The sequence below is a fragment of the Nitrospira sp. MA-1 genome, from assembly GCA_032139905.1.
Lineage (GTDB): Bacteria > Nitrospirota > Nitrospiria > Nitrospirales > UBA8639 > Nitrospira_E.
Genome location: JAQJDB010000003.1, coordinates 80782 through 97820, shown reverse-complemented (window position 1 = coordinate 97820; position 17039 = coordinate 80782). Strand labels below are relative to the sequence as shown.

Genomic DNA, 17039 nt, shown 5'->3' with positions numbered 1-17039 from the left:
ATGCAGCCTTCGCACCGTGTTCCCCTTGTCTATAATCTGTTTCCACGCCTGGCCGGTCCTTGTGATCGCTGGCTTGCTCATGCGGAACGAGCCGCAAGCATGGGATTTAATTGGCTCTTTGTGAATCCCATTCATCTCCCCGGATTTTCGGGAAGTTTATATGCCATCAAAGAATATAATCTTCTGAATCCGGCATTTCTTCCGGAAGGGACTCAGGACCAGCGACTTGATGTGTTGCGGCCCACCCTTCAAGGTATCGCGCAATGTGGCCTGGCGCCCATGGTGGATCTGGTCTTAAACCACACAGCCATTGATTCATCCTTAGTGTCCCAACATCCCGACTGGTATATGCGGGATGAACACGGAAAAGTTGAAAATCCCTATGCGGTTGATCCGGATGATCCCAGCAAGAAAACGGTGTGGGGCGACTTAGCCGAAATTGATAATCGGCATTCGCCGGACCGTGAGCAGCTCTGGGAGTTTTGGGGGCAATTGGTCGACCGGTATCTTGAGCTGGGCTTCCAGGGTTTTCGATGTGATGCGGCCTATAAAGTTCCAGGTGAGTTGTGGAGTTTCTTGATTGATCGGGCGCAACGGGTGAATCCGCAGGCCGTCTTTTGGGCGGAAAATCTGGGCTGTACCCTGGAGCAAACGCGGGCACTTGGAGACGCGGGGTTTCACTTTTTTTGTAATAGTTCCAAGTGGTGGAACTTCAAGGATGCCTGGTGCTTAACTCAGCACCGTGAATTTCAGAATATGCCGTCCATTGGATTTCCTGAGTCCCATGACACCCCGCGTCTGGCGGCTGAATCAGGGGGGAATGAAGGGGTCCAACGGCAACGCTATGCCTTTGCCGCGCTGTTTTCCACCGGCCTCATGATACCGATGGGGTATGAATTCGGATTTCAGAAGTCGTTGCATGTGGTGAAGACCACTCCCGATGATTGGGAGTCACCCCGGTGGGATTTGCAGGATTTTATCCGTGCGGTAAATCACTGGAAATTAGCAGTGCCGCTTTGGCAAGGGGAGGGGGAGCTGGTTCAACGGTCGATGAGCCACTCCAATCTGTGCGTTTTGGAACGGCGGTCGTTGGAAAATTCACACAGTTGGGCACTCCTCTGTCTTAATACGAATATTCATGAGCCGGTTGATGTGGCCAGCGGGGAGTTGGGCGCCCTACCGTCTTCTCCCAGACTGTGGCGTGTCAGCTCGCTCGATCAGCATCCTGGTTCCCAATCCCTGCCTGAGCGAGTGGTGTTTCAGCCAGCCGAAGTCATTGTGATTACAGACTTTTAAGTGTGGTCTTGAGATTGCAACTGAATAGATGGGGCCGTAAAATGCTCCTTTCTTATTCACAGGGTTTTATTATGGGATTTTTGGGAAAGGACGAGAAGGTATGTCAGAGCGGACGTTAGCAATTATTAAACCTGATGCGGTGGCCAAGCATGCGATTGGTGATATTGTCCGCCGGTATGAGGAAGCCGGGTTATTTCCGGTTGCTATGAAAATGATGCGGTTATCCCAAGGGATGGCAGAAGGGTTCTATGCTGTCCATCGAGAACGCCCATTTTTTAAAGACTTGACCACCTATATGAGCTCTGGGCCAGTGGTGGTCGTGGTGTTGGAAGGAAAGGATGCCGTCAAAAAACACCGTGATCTGATGGGGGCAACCGATCCCAAGAAAGCCGATCCTGGCACCATTCGGGCTGCGCATGGCGCTTCTATTGAGGCCAATGCGGTGCATGGGTCCGATTCTGCGGAAAATGCTCTAATTGAGATTCGGTACTTTTTCGCGGAATCCAATCTAGGCTAGTGAAAAGACCAAACTAAATTGGTTGGTGCTCAATGACCTTGGCATGATGCCCGCCGACATCGGCGGGCATACCTGTCTCTTCTTATAGATATAGTGTATTGGTTTTGGGCTCATGTCCCTCTGCACGTATACACCTAATGCCGTATGAGAACCTGGCTAATAATTTGTAGTCTGGCCCTGTGTCTGGGGCTCTTGGCCGGGTGCGGACGGACACGCCCTCCGCAGGGACCACCGGTGAGTGGTGCCATTCCTCCTCCTGCTGTCGAATCCGTACCGGATCGTGATGAAGGAGGCGCGCCATCCCTACCCGGAGTCTCTCCGGATATTCACCGAATCCATTCACAACTCTTTCAACAATCGAAAGCATATTTTGAGGAGAAAGCCTATCCTCAAACCATCAGCGGGCTCACGCGGCTGCTGGCGCTTCTTCCTGAAGAATCGATTGAAGTCCAAAGCCGTTGGTTGCTGGCTCAATCCTATCGTCAGGTGGGGGAATGGGAGTCCGCCAGAGATCAATACCGCACGCTTGCCGTTGCGGGGAGTACCAATCCCTATCAGGCTGATGCTCAGTTGCAATTCAGTGAACTTCAACGGTTACTTGAGAATTTTGCGATGCCTCCTCTCGATACTCAGGCCATAAGGTTAACTCTTGAACAATTGCCGGCCAGTGGAGGTTTTGACCAGGGAATTAAAAAGATGAAAGCCGATGGAATCACCACCCTGTTGATTGATTTGGGTTGTGAGGGAGCCGGATTCCACACCGATCCATCGCGGACGTCGAAGGCGCCTCGGCATCTGATTGATCTACAAGCGCTCTTGCGCTCATATGTGGAACGAAGTCATCAGGTGCATCTGTTGGTGTACGTGGGAGTGAATCTGCGTTGTGTCGGCAATTGGCACGATTCTCCTTTGCCGAAATGGCGAGACCGCACCTATAATGTGACCACCCGTCAGGCTCAGGATTCCAGATTTTTTGATCTGTTTCATCCAGAGTATCAACGGTTTCTCGATGACTTTCTGGCACAACTTTCCGGGGAGGGTGTAGACGGTCTGGTGTTTCTCGACGATTATCCCATGGGGATGTATGACGGGATATCCCGTTCGGGGTTAACCCGTTTTCAAACCGCATTCGGTGTGAGCTTTGATCCCGTGCGTGCATTCCAATCAGGGTTTGATCCTCTCAGAGCATCGAAAGTGTCGAGTCGATCAACACAGGGTACAAGCGCTCTTGAAGAAGATTCCGCGTTTTGGCGATGGGCCGGGTGGAAGGCTCGCGAGCGATTGACGGTGGTTGAGCAGTTGATGGGCCAGCTTCGCAAACGCCATTTGACGGTTCAATGTGGTCTGGAACTCCACCCGCATGGATTGACCGATCCGGTTCGGGCTTTAGTGGACTATGCCCAGGATGCCATGGAAGCCATCCGGCGCCCGTTTTCCTTTTTCTTTGTGCGACCGGAAATTGATCGTCATTCATCGTCTGATCAACTGTCGGCGATTGAGAAGCTCCGGCGCATCTCAACAAAGGCTGTGTTGACCCGCTTGCTTCCTGTGCTTGATGATCCGCGGCGGGTGTGGGTGAGTATGCCGGCGGAGAGAGGAAAGCGCATTGCGCCGGGAACAGCCGGGGGCAGCGCGTCACTTCTTGATGAGTTTCCTTCGGGAATTGGTATCGTACACGATATTCGCGCCTTTTCTTGATTTTTCTCTGATGTCTCTGGCCTATAGAGGTGGGTGCACCCACTCAACCTCGTGCATGGGAGGCACACACATATGAACGCCATCATCGTTTTGAACAAAAGGGGGTTGTAATGGAGCCACAGGATTTACGTTATCACAAGGAGCACGAATGGATTCGCGTTGAAGGGAACAAGGCGACGTTAGGCATCAGTCAATTTGCTCAGGATGCCCTGGGGGATGTGGTCTTTGTGGACGTTCCTAAAGTAGGAACCTCATTGCAGGCTGAAGATCAGTTGGGCGAAGTGGAGTCGACCAAGGCCACCTCGACGATTTACACGCCGGTGACCGGAAAAATTCTCGAAGTCAACGCAGAGCTTCAAGACCATCCCGAACTGCTCAATCAGGATCCCTATGGAAAGGGGTGGATCGCGGTGCTGGAATTAGCCAACCCCGGTGAAGTGGATGCGTTGATGACGCCGGAGCAATACACGGCATTTTTAGCCTCACAGGAATCATGACCGTGTCTCCCCGCATCGTGATTATCGGATCAGGCCCTGGTGGGTATGTGGCCGCGATACGTGCCGCTCAATTAGGGGCTACGGTGACGATCCTGGAAGAACAGGTGCTGGGGGGGGTGTGCCTGAATTGGGGCTGTATTCCCAGTAAAACCCTGTTGGGCTTTATTGATCTCGGTGAACGGGTTCGGCATGCCCAGCCGTTTGGCCTCAACATTGAAGGGCCGGTGACCTATGATCTTGCCCGCATGGTCGCGCGCAAGGAGGAAGTGGTTCGCGGGTTGGTGAAGGGGATTGGCACGTTATTGAAGCAGTGGAAAATTACGCACGTGCCGGGGCGGGGCGAATTAGTCAGTAACCGGCAGGTACGGATTACCCACCCTGATGGGTCTTCCTCCACCCTTGATGCCGATGCCATTATTCTTGCCACCGGTTCTTCCTGGCCTCAACTGCCTCAGTTTCCTATTGATGGTCAACGGGTGCTGACCAGTAAAGACGCGTTGGATTTAACGGAGATCCCCAGGAGCATGGTGATTGTCGGCGCCGGGGTAGAAGGCTGTGAGTTCGCCTGCCTGTTGAGCGGGCTGGGATCGGAAGTGAGCGTCGTGGAAATGATGCCTTCGGTGCTGCCTCTCGAGGATGAAGATACCATCTCCACCATGACCCGTGAATTGAAGAAACGCAAGATTCAACTTTATCTCAATACGCAGATTTCCAAATGGACCGCAGTTGATGAAGGCGTGCGAGTGACGCTGGCTTCGGGAGAAGAGCTGGTTGCCGGCCACCTGCTGGTTTCGGTCGGGCGTCGTTTGAACTCCGGCCAATTAGGGCTGGATCAGGTTGGGGTTGAGATCGGAAGCAAGGGTGAAATTCTGGTCAACGAAAAAATGGAAACCTCCGTTCTCGGTATTTATGCGATTGGAGATGTGACGGGAAAATTCATGTTGGCTCATGTTGCGTCGGCTCAAGGAAAGGTGGCGGTCTCAAACGCGATGGGCCGGCCGCAGGCCATTAATTATGATGTCATTCCTGCGGGAATATTTACCTTGCCGGAAATCGGGCGAGTCGGGCTGACCGAGGCCCAAGCCCGCGAACGTGGTTTGGCCGTCGCGATCGGACGATTCAAATATGCCGGTCTCGGAAAAGCCCAGGCTGTCGGAGAGCCATTTGGCCATTTCAAAGTGATTTCGGATGAACAGACCAGGAAAATCCTTGGCGTCCATATTATCGGTGCCCATGCGGCGGACCTTATTCATGAAGCCGCTATGGCGATGCAGGGTGGGTTGACCGTCGAGGATCTTGCCAACATGATCCATGCTCATCCGACATTTTCGGAGGGGTTGATGGAGGCGGCTGAGGATGTGGAGGGCATGGCGATTCATCAGGTGCGAAAGCGGTAATAATGCCGTGAGATGTGGTCATTGATGCACCATGAATGACGTTAAACCAAGGGGATTGCGAGCCGGGTCGTTGCAATGGCCTGATAGGCATTCAGGCGAATTTTCCTGCAGAGTCTCTCTTCTATTGAAATTGGCCTTTTTGGGGGCAGGCGTGTGTTTCGTCTATTGGGTCGGGTGGCCGCAGCTAGCGATTTCTCCAGGCGTTCCCCTCGAAAATTCAGGTGTTCTCGAATCACGCACAATCCTTTCCGGTTCCGCTGATCATCCCGCCGAAGTTGTGAACGTGGCGCCTCATTCGGGGAGAGATGTCGTATACCCTCTTCAAGTGATGGTGGAAGATGAACCGGAACCAACCCGTGAAATCGCGGTGGTGACCGTGGATTTGAACGACGGCACCTTGGCTGAATTAGAACATCTTCCTGGCATTGGACCGGTCCTTGCCGGACGAATTGTGGCGCACCGAACTTCCCATGGAGCATTTCGACACATTGAGGACCTGGTACTTGTGCCGGGTATTGGAGAAAAACGGTTGGAGCTACTGCGCCCCTTTGTCGGTGTAGGAGTCTCAACCAAGGCGATAGGTATCGGGAGTTAATTTTTCACTTTCACACAGCGTGGCTCATAAAATGACAACTTCAGAAATTAACCGGCAACTGGATCTGATTCTTCGGGGAACCGTGGAGGTCATTCAGCTCGACGAATTAAAGGCCAAATTAGCGGAGTCACTGAAGGAACAGCGTCCTCTCAATATTAAAGCCGGATTTGATCCCACGGCGCCGGACCTGCATCTGGGCCATACGGTGTTAATTCAAAAACTCAAGCACTTTCAGGAGTTAGGCCATCAAGTTATTTTTCTCATTGGCGATTTTACGGGCATGATCGGCGATCCGACCGGCGTGTCGGAAACCCGTGTAGCGCTGACGAAAGAACAAGTGCTGGCCAATGCGAAAACCTATGAACAACAAATTTTTAAAACGCTGGATCCTCAGAAAACCCGTATCGAATTTAATAGCCACTGGATGAGTGGAATGCGGGTCGAAAAAATGGTGGAGTTGTGTTCACATTATAGCGTGGCGCGGATGTTGGAACGGGACGATTTCTCAAATCGATACCGGGATCAAAAACATATTAGCGTGCATGAATTTCTGTATCCCCTGGTTCAGGGGTATGACTCGGTGGTGTTGGAAGCCGATGTCGAGTTGGGTGGAACCGATCAGAAGTTTAACCTGCTCGTCGGGCGTGATTTGCAGCGGGATTACGGACAAAAGCCGCAGGTGGTGCTCACGATGCCGTTGTTAGAAGGCACCGATGGGGTCCGGAAAATGAGTAAGAGCTTTGGAAATTATATCGCCTTGGAAGATCGTCCGGCAGACATGTTCGGCAAGCTGATGTCTATTAGCGATGAACTGATGCTTCGGTATTACGAACTCCTGACGGTTAGCAATTTGGATAAGGTCAAGCGGCAGCATCCGATGGAAGCCAAAATGGCGCTGGCCGAGCAGATCGTTCGTCAATATCATGGAAGTGATGCTGTGGAAGAGGCCAAGGCAGATTTTAAACAGCGATTTCAAAAGCGGGATTTTCCCGATGAGCCGGATGCCCATGTGAAACTCTCACCCACGGATTTTAATAACTCGCAAGATTATTCCCTGTCTGTCGTGGACGTTTTGATGCGGACCGGCTTAGTGCCCAGTAAATCTGAAGCCAGACGGCTCGTTTCCCAGGGTGGGGTCCAGGTGGACGGAGACAAGCTTGCCGATCCCAACGGAATGATGACCTTTGAGCCTGGCCGATCCTACCCGATGAAAATTGGCAAGCGAAAATTCGCAATTATTGAATTCACTGAGTAGATTTTTCGGATGTAACCAGAAGCGGCAGGCTTCGCCAACTGAGGAAACACACTAACTATTCAATTCTTCTTGTACCTTGACTAAGCTTCAATCCACACCTAGAATGCGAATCCTGACCTCGTGAGCGGGCGTAGCTCAGTGGTAGAGTCCTTGCTTCCCAAGCAAGTTGTCGGGGGTTCAAATCCCCTCGCCCGCTCCAATACAATCCACCCATTCCTTCCTCTTCCTCTGGTTTAGCGTTCTGGTTTTTTCTGGTTTTATTAGGCAAGGAATTATAGGGCCTTCGTTCACGACCACCCCCGGATATCATGGCAGTAATTATCTCTTGTGATGGAAAGATACATCTCTCCTTTAACTCTCATTGGGATACCCAATGGTCCTAATGTCATCTTAGTCTAATTTTACCAATTCCTCATTGGGCTTTTTGTTTTTCACGCCTCAGACCATTGCTTGCCCTTCAATCCCTTTCCATTCTCTCAGGATTGTGGCCTGATCAGGACAACAAACAGTGGTTTGTTGGTGCCCAATAAGTGCGCGGGTTCAAAATGGCAGCTCTAGTTCAAATAGGGAATTGTAGGGGTGTGGTTCAAGGGGTTCACTCAATCCTGTATGGATAAGTGGCGCAGTTAAGTCAACAAATTCGTTGCAGGCAGGAGGAGGATTTTCTAATGCAATGGGGTCTTCAGATCTTACCGGATGCGGTTATTGTTCGTGTATTTAGTTTGCCGGATCATTCCCTTGGGGAAATGTTTGAAAAGGCGGCAGAACGAGCTATGAGTTTGGAAAATCGAAAGGTCCTAGTTGATTTTTCTGATGTGGAATCCATTGGTCCGATGGGGCTGACCTTGTGTGCGTATGGACTCTATCATCTTCAGGGCTTAGGTATTCCGGTTGCGCTCCTTCAACCTCCGGCCTCGCTCCTTCCTATTCTTTCCATGCATGGGATGAAAGAGTTCCCTGTAGTTTTTAGCCATGAATGCGATGCCAGAACGCTAAATTAAGCCTCCTTAATTCCTACCCTAGGCAATTTCTTTAAGCAATTGCTTATTCCCTAGCCGCAAGAGATTGAGGCCACTCTGAAATGCAGATAAAAAAAAAGGGACTTGGCCATGCCGAGTCCCTTTTTCAGGTTATGCTTATCTTAGAAATTAGAGTTGCCGTAATGCATTCACTCTCGCTTCAATCGGCGGGTGAGTGGCAAATATTTGCATGAAACTTTGTGATTTGCCAGAAATTTTCATCGTTGCCAGGGCATCTTGGGAGCTATAATCAAATTGGGTACGTTGCACCCAACGATCAATGCCCTCCAGGGCAGAGATCATATGTTCTTTGCCTACCGTGTTGGCTGCAAATCGGTCTGCTGCAAATTCCCGACGGCGGGACCACCAGCTAATCGGAATCATCGCCAAGACGGAGAGAACGATTTGCAAAACGATATACACTCCAAATCCTAAAGCCTCATTCCGTTCTGCCACCTGCCGATAGATAAATCGACTAATAAAGTAGACAAATGTATTCATCAAGCCTGCCAACACGGTGGTGGTAAACATATCCCCGTTGTAGACATGGCCCATTTCATGAGCCAGGACGGCTCGAACTTCACCTTCATTAAGATTGTTGAGCAGACCGGTTGAGACGGCCACCATGGAGTTGTTTTTTGTTGGCCCGGTGGCAAACGCATTGGGATCCGGTGATTCATAAATCCAGACCTCCGGCATCGAAATACCTAACTTTTCAGATATTTTTTGGACTGTCTCATACACGAGTCTTTCAGCCTGGGAACGGGGTTCCGTAATTTGGGTGCAATCAATAAAAGCCCTGGCCATTTGTTTGGAAAAGGCCAAACTGATAAAGGCACCGCCAAATCCGATGACAAAGGCCCATAACAGGTCCTGTTGAGCCAATGATCCACGGAGATCAATCCCGAAGGCCGGGAGAATCATCTCCGATAAGACAGTGAACGAAATTGAGAGGGTGATAAAGATGAGGATATTGGCAATTAGTAATAAACCAATTCCTTTAAATTTTTTCATAGACAATCTCCCTTAATTGTTCCACATCCATTGGTGGAAAAACGCTAATGTGTTCGACTTCATGAAAGATTTTCCTGTTCTCTTCACGATTGTCCAAAAAATGACTGTTAGGGTTCAACATGTTGGAAGATAACACCTTTTCCTTGAGAGTCAAGAGTGGGAAAGACGTGACCCTCGGATGAAAAACCGTTATGATATCTTTCCGGATGAAGAGATCATTTTTCATGGGTATCCATTCTGAATTTTATTATACACGATTGATATTGGGTCTTGTTCTAATGATGGGTTATTGGAGTCTTTCCGATGGCCTTTACGCTCAAACCTCAGAGTCTTCCTTGTCTTTGGTGGAGGAACCCTTCGGACAACAGGTGATGATCAGTATGGAAAGTTACGCTTTTACGCCATCCGAATTTGTGGTCAAAACGGGTACACCGGTGACACTGACTCTGAGTAATCAGTCATTTTTAGTTCCTCACAATTTTTTGCTGGATGGTCCTAGCGGCATTCGTCTGGTGGATGTGGATATTTCCAGCGGCGACACTAAGGCCGTCACCCTTACCTTGACCGAGCCCGGCATTTATCCATTTTATTGCGATAAACAGCTCCTGTTCTTTCCCACGCATCGTGAGCAAGGGATGGAAGGCCGTCTCATCGTCCGCTAGCTCTCATGCGCCTTTCTCCATCGGATCAACATCTTCTCGGTGACGTGCTCAAACGGGTTTCCCGCTCCTTTTATTTAACCCTCGCCATTCTGCCTCGTGCCGTTCGTTCGCAAATTGGTCTGGCCTACTTGCTGGCCAGGGCTGCGGACACCATTGCCGATACAGGGGACTTAGAGGATGGGGTTCGTCTGGAATGTTTACGTCTTTTAAAGGGGCAGTTGTGGGGAAGCGTCCCTGATTTGGCGCAGATCAAAAAAATCCAGGGGCAAGTACTTACCCAACAATCCAATCCCGATGAGCGTCGCTTATTGGAAGAATTAGAGGGGTGTTTCCGAATTTACCAAAAATTCAGTCCAACCGACCGGTCTCAGATTGCGCAGGTTCTTTCAGTACTGATTGGAGGAATGCAATTTGACCTCCACCAATTTCCTCAAAAAACGGATGGGGAGGCGGTACGAGCATTACAGGCGATTCACGATTTTGAATATTACACGTATGCGGTTGCGGGATGCGTGGGGGAATTTTGGACGAAGATGGTATGCAGTCACCTCGCGGGATTTCGGGGGTGGGATCAGGCCTGCATGATTCCCTTAGGCATTCGCTATGGGAAGGGGTTGCAGATGGTGAATATTCTTCGGGATTTGCCACGGGATTTGAGGAATGGGCGGTGCTATATTCCGACGGTGTTGCTGGATCAAGTGGCTCTTGCTCCTCATCAGCTACTCGATGAAACTTCTGTTCAGGCATTTCGCCCCCTCTTCAGAAAATTGATTCAAGAGGCTCGAGATCATTTAGATCAAGGTTGGCGCTATACGATGGCCATTCCTCGAATGGAGATTCGCCTGCGTTTGGCCTGCATGTGGCCGATTTTGATTGGGATCCGTACTTTGCAACAATTGTCGGTGTCACCGCTCGTGCTGAGTCCGAACTCACCCATCAAAATTGCACGGAGCGATGTCTATCAAATCGTGGCCTCCACGGGACTTACGGGTGGCTGTGGCACAGTGGGTACGGCCTATTGGGGATATTGGAGGAAGCGTATTGTCTAATTTATTCTTGTTTCGGTGAGAGAAGTTTTTCCCCCTTGAGAAAGACTCCGTAAATGGCCTGAGTTGGACAGGCATCCAGACAGAGACGGCACGATTCCATGCATCGTGACGAATCGAACTTGTAGGGAGGCGTCGAGAGCCAGGCTCCCGTCGGACAAATTGGAATGCAAATCGAATTATGGGTACAACGGTCCGGATGTCGGACCAAGTGGTCTCTTCTCACCATCATAGGCTTTACTCCTTCAAAAAGGGCTCCGGAAAACATTTCAAGCATATTCATTGTGATTGATGATTCTCCTTCTCCCATTGTTTGACCAATTCCTGAATGCGCGTTTTGAGCTCAGGAATTCGATCAAGATTGTTATCAATGGCGTTCAGAATATTCTCTAACCTGGCCATGCGTCCAAGATCCTGATCCAGACGGGTCAGGTGATCATATTCCGTAAACGCGCCCGCATGAATGGACTCAAGATGTGGACGAGCGGACATGAGTCCCGCTGTGACCATTTGCGGCTCGTCATGCACGGGTGCGGTGACAACAAAGCGGCCTTCAGTTAAAAGGAGGACGGCATGGGGAGCATGCCCGGGAATGGGAAGGACCTGTTCAATGGTGGCTCCAATCCCCTGTTCCCAGGAGGAGATCCAACCGGGAAAGGACTTTAAAAAGGCTACTTTCCGTAAGTTGGCTTTCCATTTCTCTTCATTGCCCATAAGATGAAGACCATGTGCCAGGTTGTGGCGCCAGGGTTATAAGATCAGTGGTTTCTTTGTGAGAAGACAAAAACTTAGGATTTGACTGTGGGTAATGAACCATTTTTTCCTGGCATCAGAAGTCGTTCCACGATTTCTCCTTTGCCGATATGTCGCTCCATGATTTCGGTGACATCGGCTTCCTGTCCAACCCAATACCAGACCCCTTCGGGATAGATGACGACGCTTGGTCCATACTCACATTGGTCCAGACACCCGGCTTTGTTTGCCCGGACAATACCTTTTAACCCTAACCGCTCGACTTCTTTTTTGAAGAACCCATGTAATCCGACAGAACCCAGGGCAGCACAACACCCTCGCGGATCTCCCTTTGGCCGTTCATTGACACACACGAAAATATGATGGGTAAATTTACTCATAATCTTTAAATTTTCATTAAAATGACCGAACAAGGAAATTGGAAAACAAAGAGCCGATCTTACCTGAGGGTTCAGGAAGCTGTCCAGGTCATCGGGCAATATTGACGGGAGAACCCTAGTATTCATTGAACAAAATGTACCTGATAGATTCACCAGGGTGCAGGCCGGATGCAAGGCTTGCAGAGAGGGGAAGAGGACAAGATTATGGTGATTGGGGTCCCAAAAGAAATTAAGGATCATGAATTTCGAGTAGCACTGACTCCTCATGGTGTGAAGGAATTGTGTGGTCGTGGGCATCGGGTCGTGATTCAAGAGGGGGCCGGGGAGGGGAGTGGGTTTGGGGATGACCTCTATCGGCAAGCTGGTGCGGTTCTGGCTCCAACCCCACAAGCCACCTACGGAGATGCCCAATTAATTGTGAAGGTGAAAGAGCCGCATTCCGAAGAATGGCCTTTTCTCAGAAAAGATCATGTTGTCTTTACCTACTTGCATTTGGCCGCCTCCAAAGCCTTGACGGAGGCCCTGCTGAATAACGGGTGCGCGGGCATCGCCTACGAAACCACTGAGGATGCAAAAGGGCAATTTCCGCTCTTGTATCCCATGAGTGAAATTGCCGGTCAAATGTCGGTCCAAATTGGGGCACATTATTTGGAAAAACAACGTGGAGGTTCCGGGGTCATGTTAGGTGGGGTGGCTGGCGTTCCCCCAGGAGAGGTCGTGATTCTGGGATCCGGGGTTGTGGGCGCATCAGCCGTGAAAATTGCCTTAGGCATGGGAGCCAAAGTCACGGTGTTAAGTCTGGATTTATGGCAGTTACGCATGCTGTATGATCGCTATCCTGGTCGTCTTGTCACGGTTGCGTCCAATCAGTCAATGATTCACCATTTCCTCACCCTCGCGGATCTTGTCATTGGGGCCGTGTATCTTCCTGCGGCGAGAACGCCTCGAGTGATTACGCGATCTATGATTTCTGACATGAAACCCGGATCAGTTCTGATTGATGTTTCAGTTGATCAGGGTGGGTGTGCGGAGACGACCCATCCAACCACGCATAGCGATCCGGTTTATGTTGTCGATGGAGTCCTGCACTATGCCGTCGCAAATATTCCTGGGATTGTGCCGTATACATCGACTTTAGCCTTGACCAACGCCACGCTACCTTTTATAGTCCAGCTTGTTGAGGAAGGGTTGGAAGGTTCCCTGCGTAACCATCCTGGTTTGCGAAATGGATTGAGTGTGTTGAACGGTCGAGTGACATGCCAAGCCGTTGCCGATGCCCATGGATTACCGTATGAGCCCCTTCCTTCCTGACAGTAGTTTCGTAGTGATCGGGGCGTAGCGCAGACCGGTAGCGCACCGCGTTCGGGACGCGGGGGTCGGAGGTTCAAATCCTCTCGCCCCGACCAGTTATCAATATTCCACTGGTCGGTTTTCTCCTACAGTGGTTTTCTGTTTTCGACATATCCACCCACAGCGAAAATGTCATACACCCAAGAAATCTGGGAAACATTCGCCCTGGAGGGTTCGAAGCCTTGAAGGCAGGTTGGACCACAAACAGCCAACAATTGTTGTGTCATGAATGAAGAGGTTTTCTGCCTTTTCGAAAAATGGACAAATTGATGAGATGGAGAGCCTAGCATTCATTATAGGAATCGTCGGACTGTGTACGGCAAGTGTGGCGCTCTGGTCTGTTCGGCGACTTCATCAAGAGGTAATACGCCTGAAGCGTGAGCAATATTATCTTGAGCAGAAAGTGGGTGCACTCCCTGGGAAGATTGAGTCTGCCGTAGAACCATTACGCATCCAGACGGCGCTGTTGGCTCGAGGCCAACGGGTGTCCGATACGTTGATTCGAAATGGCCAACTGTATTATGAGATTTCCAGTGATGAGGCGGTCCAATGGCTGGTGCAACCTTCCCCTTCATCGAATATCTTTGTGTTGGATGTCCGCACGAATGCTGAATATGCCAAACAGCGAATTCCGGGGGCCAAACTCATTCCTGTTGAGGATTTAGAAATGCGGTACCAGAATGAAATCCCGATTGAATTTGATAAAATCCTGGTGTATTGCGCGGGTGGTGATCGAAGCCGGCTTGCCTGCGATTTTCTGAGTCGACAGAATTATCCCAATATCTACCTCTTGAAAAATGGATTACAAGGGTGGACGGGACCAATGGAAGGGGATTCGAGTGGATCTCTTATTCAAATATCGTCTAAATCACGGGTATCCTCACCTTCTGTTGGATAGATTAAATAATTTATTGTTTGGGGAATGCGAATTATGCCGTCAGATTTAATTGTCCTGAATGTGACAGGTCCCTTTCGGGAGCCACGCGAGTTGGCCTTTTCCTATGATTATTCCATTCAGCGGCCTGATTGGGGAACCGCACAGGGAGTCAGGGTAAAGGTTTCGATTGAACTGGAACTGGACTATTTGAAAAATTCAATCCTGTCCATCGCCGGCGGATCGATTGGTCAACAGCTTCGGATTAATCAAATCCTTTCGCGGGCAATTTCCGATAAAAAACTTGAGATTGCTGATGCGGACGGATTGCTGGCCGATCGGCGGGATGTGATGATAGGGCCTTTTGCCGATGACTCTATTGCTCTGTTTCGGTTGCTTGATGAGTGGATGAAGGCGGAACAGGCTGTCCTGCGGAAGACCATCCAGGAAAAGACAGGTCTCTGAGAGTCAGGGAAGCTTGAGGAGGGAAGAGACCCTTGGTCTCTTCGCGCATCACTGTGCTAGAAGACGCGTTGGTAGCGTTTTGAATAGACGCCGGTGTCGTCTTCGCCAAATCCCAGGGACGCACGCTCCGGCGAGTTTTTGTTGTACAGGTCAATCGCATAGTGGCCTCTGACATTTTCCATGGCCACTTCGTATGGAATGGAGCTGGGATAAAACTCTCCAGGGGCATGAGCCCCTCGGCCCAAGGCCTTGGCTGATTCGGTCACCCCATATTGAACATCCGAAAAAATATAGATATCGGCAATGGCGAGTTCACCGAGTTTGTCTCCGGGTGTGGTGGGTGGCAAAAGGGTATCCAGCGAATTATTCAGACGGGCTTTTTGGAAATATTGCAACAGCGCGACGACCTGACTGTCTGTGGTGGCCGGAGGAACCAGAATCGTGATGGCTTTCATGTCTGTGACGGTTCCGGTGGTTTCATATGTCGGGATGAGATCAGTCGATACAATGTTATGGATGCGCACCGGAGTATCAGGTGTCGCCCGGGTTCCCTCATTGGGCATATTTTTCGATTTAGGGATGATCAACGTGATGAACAGCCATAAACCAAAAATGACGCCAAACACCACGATAAGGGGGTGGATACCTACCCGTCGGCCCTCTGTCGGTTCTTCTTCCTCTTGGCTCACGTTTTCATTCCTTTGATGCGTTCGGATGTGTGTGGAGTTTGACGCTCCAGGTGTTTGGCCGCATCCCACCATTTGTCGAGTTGCGGAAGTGTATAGTCGCGAAGATCCTTTCCTTCCAACGTCGCTTGTGATTCAACAAAATGAAACCTGGAGATAAATTTATTGGTGGCGCGGCGTAATGCCTCTTCAGGGTTGACTCGAAGGAACCGGGAGACATTTACTAACGCAAAGAACGCATCGCCTACCTCTTCTTCGATGGTGTTTTGAACAGGCAGATTCGATGGCCGAAGAGTCCCTTCCTGAGTCCGCGGAATACTATCCGCAACGGCCGTATATAATTCATTTAATTCTTCTTGGAATTTTTCCAAAGCCGGCTCGATCCTCTCCCAATCAAATCCTGCACGAGAGGCCCGTTTTTGAACTTGAAATGCCCGCTGGAGGGCTGGAGCAATTTTGGGAACTCCCTGTAAAACTGACTGAGGTCCCGGTTGGGTGGCTTGTTCTTGTTGTTTAAGTTGATCCCATTGCCGGCTTACATCTTGTGCTGTTGTGATAGGAGTAAGATCGGTGGTCGGTCGGAAAACGTGGGGGTGGCGTCGAATGAGTTTATCGGCTAAACCGTTAGCCACATCATCGAATGAAAAATGGTTCTGTTCTGAAGCAATTTGTGTATGAAACAAAATCTGAAGTAAGAGGTCTCCTAATTCTTCCTTTAGAGCGGAAGGCTTCCCGGTATCTATGGCCTCCAGCACCTCATATACTTCCTCAAGGAGATGGGGCTTTAAGGACTGGCTGGTTTGTTCACGGTCCCAAGGGCAACCGTCCGGTCCACGCAATCTTGCCATGATTGCCAGTAAATCTGACAAACATGTTGTCGGAGGAGCGGAGGGGGAAGGCTTTGAGGATGGTTGATTCATGAAGTTTCCAAAAAATATAAGTAGTATGGCGCGAGGGCATTATACCCGTTTTCTTTCTCAGTGTAAGTCCTGGATTCTTGATAGAGCCCATTGGTTAGTGCTACTGTTTTCTCACTAGAGGAGGTATTCCATGAGCGAAGAAGAACAAGGTTTCGTAATTCGGGATAAACGAGGGCGATCGGAGCCGGAGGCTTCCCCACCCCCGGAGGCAAAAACTTCAGCGGCGGAACCCGTTTCTTCGGCGGAATCACCCCATGCACCTCATCCTCCATTGTCATTTTCATCATTTGTCTTTTCTCTCGGAACCTCTTCTCTCATGCTGATGGGAGAGACTTTGGATCCTCAACAGCCCCCACCTCCCGTGAATCTTCCACAAGCCAAGGAAATTGTGGATATCTTATCCTTGCTGGAAGAGAAGACTAAAGGAAATCTGTCGTCGGAAGAAGCGTCCGTCTTAGGAGATATGCTCTACACTCTGCGGATGAAATATGTCAGTTTAACGTCAGGTAAGGGCAGTATGGTTTCCCCCTAATTGCTGGCGAACCCTTTTCCTTCCCACAAACTTCCGGGCGAGTGCTTCTTCTTTCGGCTTTAGGCAGACAGGCAGATCGACAG

20 protein-coding genes and 2 tRNA genes are annotated in these 17039 nt (G+C 50.2%); 16 read left to right on the top strand and 6 right to left on the bottom strand.

Features of this window, described 5'->3' with window-relative positions; genetic code table 11:
- From PJI16_02400 to PJI16_02360, 9 genes are all read left to right on the top strand, one after another.
- A complete protein-coding gene (locus PJI16_02400; protein MDT3776408.1) occupies window positions 1-1296 on the top strand; it encodes an alpha-amylase in 1296 nt (431 codons plus the stop codon).
- Between the two features lie 100 nt (window positions 1297-1396).
- Entirely contained in the window at window positions 1397-1813 is a 417-nt protein-coding gene (ndk, locus tag PJI16_02395) for a nucleoside-diphosphate kinase (GenBank protein ID MDT3776407.1), read from the top strand.
- A 234-nt stretch (window positions 1814-2047) separates the two neighbouring features.
- A complete protein-coding gene (locus PJI16_02390; GenBank protein ID MDT3776406.1) occupies window positions 2048-3511 on the top strand; it encodes a hypothetical protein in 1464 nt (487 codons plus the stop codon).
- A 110-nt stretch (window positions 3512-3621) separates the two neighbouring features.
- A complete protein-coding gene (gene gcvH, locus PJI16_02385) occupies window positions 3622-4008 on the top strand; it encodes a glycine cleavage system protein GcvH (protein MDT3776405.1) in 387 nt (128 codons plus the stop codon).
- Entirely contained in the window at window positions 4005-5405 is a 1401-nt protein-coding gene (gene lpdA / locus PJI16_02380; GenBank protein MDT3776404.1) for a dihydrolipoyl dehydrogenase, read from the top strand. Before gcvH ends, lpdA begins: the two co-directional genes overlap by 4 nt.
- A 31-nt stretch (window positions 5406-5436) precedes the next feature.
- The gene (locus PJI16_02375; GenBank protein ID MDT3776403.1) at window positions 5437-6000 is read left to right on the top strand and encodes a helix-hairpin-helix domain-containing protein; all 564 of its coding nucleotides are present in this window, start codon (window positions 5437-5439) and stop codon (window positions 5998-6000) included.
- A gap of 31 nt (window positions 6001-6031) precedes the next feature.
- The gene (tyrS, locus tag PJI16_02370) at window positions 6032-7255 is read left to right on the top strand and encodes a tyrosine--tRNA ligase (protein MDT3776402.1); all 1224 of its coding nucleotides are present in this window, start codon (window positions 6032-6034) and stop codon (window positions 7253-7255) included.
- A 124-nt stretch (window positions 7256-7379) separates the two neighbouring features.
- Window positions 7380-7454, top strand: a tRNA-Gly gene (locus PJI16_02365).
- A 469-nt stretch (window positions 7455-7923) separates the two neighbouring features.
- Window positions 7924-8256, top strand: a complete 333-nt coding sequence (locus PJI16_02360; protein ID MDT3776401.1) for a hypothetical protein — start codon at window positions 7924-7926, stop codon at window positions 8254-8256.
- 147 nt (window positions 8257-8403) lie between these two features.
- Here PJI16_02360 and htpX read toward each other — a convergent pair whose 3' ends face one another.
- Window positions 8404-9288 (bottom strand): protease HtpX, encoded by an 885-nt coding sequence (gene htpX / locus PJI16_02355; protein ID MDT3776400.1) that lies wholly within the window; start codon window positions 9286-9288, stop codon window positions 8404-8406.
- A 224-nt stretch (window positions 9289-9512) separates the two neighbouring features.
- Between htpX and PJI16_02350 the strand changes: the two genes are divergently transcribed.
- A complete protein-coding gene (locus PJI16_02350) occupies window positions 9513-9950 on the top strand; it encodes a cupredoxin domain-containing protein (protein ID MDT3776399.1) in 438 nt (145 codons plus the stop codon).
- A gap of 5 nt (window positions 9951-9955) precedes the next feature.
- The gene (locus tag PJI16_02345) at window positions 9956-10999 is read left to right on the top strand and encodes a phytoene/squalene synthase family protein (protein MDT3776398.1); all 1044 of its coding nucleotides are present in this window, start codon (window positions 9956-9958) and stop codon (window positions 10997-10999) included.
- A 1-nt stretch (window position 11000) separates the two neighbouring features.
- Here the strand turns inward: PJI16_02345 and PJI16_02340 are convergent, their stop codons facing one another.
- The 3 genes from PJI16_02340 to PJI16_02330 form a co-directional block, all read right to left on the bottom strand.
- Window positions 11001-11228 (bottom strand): hypothetical protein, encoded by a 228-nt coding sequence (locus tag PJI16_02340; GenBank protein MDT3776397.1) that lies wholly within the window; start codon window positions 11226-11228, stop codon window positions 11001-11003.
- 47 nt (window positions 11229-11275) lie between these two features.
- Window positions 11276-11710, bottom strand: a complete 435-nt coding sequence (locus PJI16_02335) for a hypothetical protein (GenBank protein MDT3776396.1) — start codon at window positions 11708-11710, stop codon at window positions 11276-11278.
- Between the two features lie 74 nt (window positions 11711-11784).
- Window positions 11785-12129 (bottom strand): (2Fe-2S) ferredoxin domain-containing protein, encoded by a 345-nt coding sequence (locus tag PJI16_02330; protein MDT3776395.1) that lies wholly within the window; start codon window positions 12127-12129, stop codon window positions 11785-11787.
- 204 nt (window positions 12130-12333) lie between these two features.
- On the opposite strand from PJI16_02330, the gene ald reads away from it, so the two are divergent.
- The 4 genes from ald (at window position 12334) to PJI16_02310 (ending at window position 14818) form a co-directional block, all read left to right on the top strand.
- Window positions 12334-13440, top strand: a complete 1107-nt coding sequence (ald, locus tag PJI16_02325; GenBank protein MDT3776394.1) for an alanine dehydrogenase — start codon at window positions 12334-12336, stop codon at window positions 13438-13440.
- Window positions 13441-13458: 18 nt separating this feature from the next.
- Window positions 13459-13535, top strand: a tRNA-Pro gene (locus tag PJI16_02320).
- Window positions 13536-13708: 173 nt separating this feature from the next.
- Window positions 13709-14377 (top strand): rhodanese-like domain-containing protein, encoded by a 669-nt coding sequence (locus tag PJI16_02315; GenBank protein MDT3776393.1) that lies wholly within the window; start codon window positions 13709-13711, stop codon window positions 14375-14377.
- A gap of 33 nt (window positions 14378-14410) precedes the next feature.
- Complete coding sequence (locus PJI16_02310) at window positions 14411-14818, top strand: hypothetical protein (protein MDT3776392.1); 408 nt, start codon at window positions 14411-14413, stop codon at window positions 14816-14818.
- Window positions 14819-14874: 56 nt separating this feature from the next.
- Here the strand turns inward: PJI16_02310 and PJI16_02305 are convergent, their stop codons facing one another.
- Complete coding sequence (locus tag PJI16_02305) at window positions 14875-15507, bottom strand: hypothetical protein (protein ID MDT3776391.1); 633 nt, start codon at window positions 15505-15507, stop codon at window positions 14875-14877.
- Window positions 15504-16424: a nucleoside triphosphate pyrophosphohydrolase gene (gene mazG / locus PJI16_02300; protein ID MDT3776390.1), complete on the bottom strand. Its 921-nt coding sequence runs from the start codon at window positions 16422-16424 to the stop codon at window positions 15504-15506. The genes PJI16_02305 and mazG overlap by 4 nt, the downstream gene beginning before the upstream one ends.
- 130 nt (window positions 16425-16554) lie before the next feature.
- On the opposite strand from mazG, the gene PJI16_02295 reads away from it, so the two are divergent.
- A complete protein-coding gene (locus PJI16_02295; GenBank protein ID MDT3776389.1) occupies window positions 16555-16956 on the top strand; it encodes a DUF1844 domain-containing protein in 402 nt (133 codons plus the stop codon).
- Window positions 16957-17039 lie beyond the last annotated feature (83 nt).

Excerpts from the sequence above, each read along its gene's own strand:
- PJI16_02400 (MDT3776408.1), top strand. The coding sequence starts at position 1 with ATGCAGCCTTCGCACCGTGTTCCCCTTGTCTATAATCTGTTTCCACGC.
- ndk (MDT3776407.1), top strand. The coding sequence starts at position 1,397 with ATGTCAGAGCGGACGTTAGCAATTATTAAACCTGATGCGGTGGCCAAG.
- gcvH (MDT3776405.1), top strand. The coding sequence starts at position 3,622 with ATGGAGCCACAGGATTTACGTTATCACAAGGAGCACGAATGGATTCGC.
- lpdA (MDT3776404.1), top strand. The coding sequence starts at position 4,005 with ATGACCGTGTCTCCCCGCATCGTGATTATCGGATCAGGCCCTGGTGGG.
- PJI16_02375 (MDT3776403.1), top strand. The coding sequence starts at position 5,437 with ATGAATGACGTTAAACCAAGGGGATTGCGAGCCGGGTCGTTGCAATGG.
- tyrS (MDT3776402.1), top strand. The coding sequence starts at position 6,032 with ATGACAACTTCAGAAATTAACCGGCAACTGGATCTGATTCTTCGGGGA.
- PJI16_02360 (MDT3776401.1), top strand. The coding sequence starts at position 7,924 with ATGCAATGGGGTCTTCAGATCTTACCGGATGCGGTTATTGTTCGTGTA.
- htpX (MDT3776400.1), bottom strand. The coding sequence starts at position 9,288 with ATGAAAAAATTTAAAGGAATTGGTTTATTACTAATTGCCAATATCCTC.
- PJI16_02350 (MDT3776399.1), top strand. The coding sequence starts at position 9,513 with ATGGGTATCCATTCTGAATTTTATTATACACGATTGATATTGGGTCTT.
- PJI16_02345 (MDT3776398.1), top strand. The coding sequence starts at position 9,956 with ATGCGCCTTTCTCCATCGGATCAACATCTTCTCGGTGACGTGCTCAAA.
- PJI16_02340 (MDT3776397.1), bottom strand. The coding sequence starts at position 11,228 with ATGATGGTGAGAAGAGACCACTTGGTCCGACATCCGGACCGTTGTACC.
- PJI16_02335 (MDT3776396.1), bottom strand. The coding sequence starts at position 11,710 with ATGGGCAATGAAGAGAAATGGAAAGCCAACTTACGGAAAGTAGCCTTT.
- PJI16_02330 (MDT3776395.1), bottom strand. The coding sequence starts at position 12,129 with ATGAGTAAATTTACCCATCATATTTTCGTGTGTGTCAATGAACGGCCA.
- ald (MDT3776394.1), top strand. The coding sequence starts at position 12,334 with ATGGTGATTGGGGTCCCAAAAGAAATTAAGGATCATGAATTTCGAGTA.
- PJI16_02315 (MDT3776393.1), top strand. The coding sequence starts at position 13,709 with ATGAAGAGGTTTTCTGCCTTTTCGAAAAATGGACAAATTGATGAGATG.
- PJI16_02310 (MDT3776392.1), top strand. The coding sequence starts at position 14,411 with ATGCCGTCAGATTTAATTGTCCTGAATGTGACAGGTCCCTTTCGGGAG.
- mazG (MDT3776390.1), bottom strand. The coding sequence starts at position 16,424 with ATGAATCAACCATCCTCAAAGCCTTCCCCCTCCGCTCCTCCGACAACA.
- PJI16_02295 (MDT3776389.1), top strand. The coding sequence starts at position 16,555 with ATGAGCGAAGAAGAACAAGGTTTCGTAATTCGGGATAAACGAGGGCGA.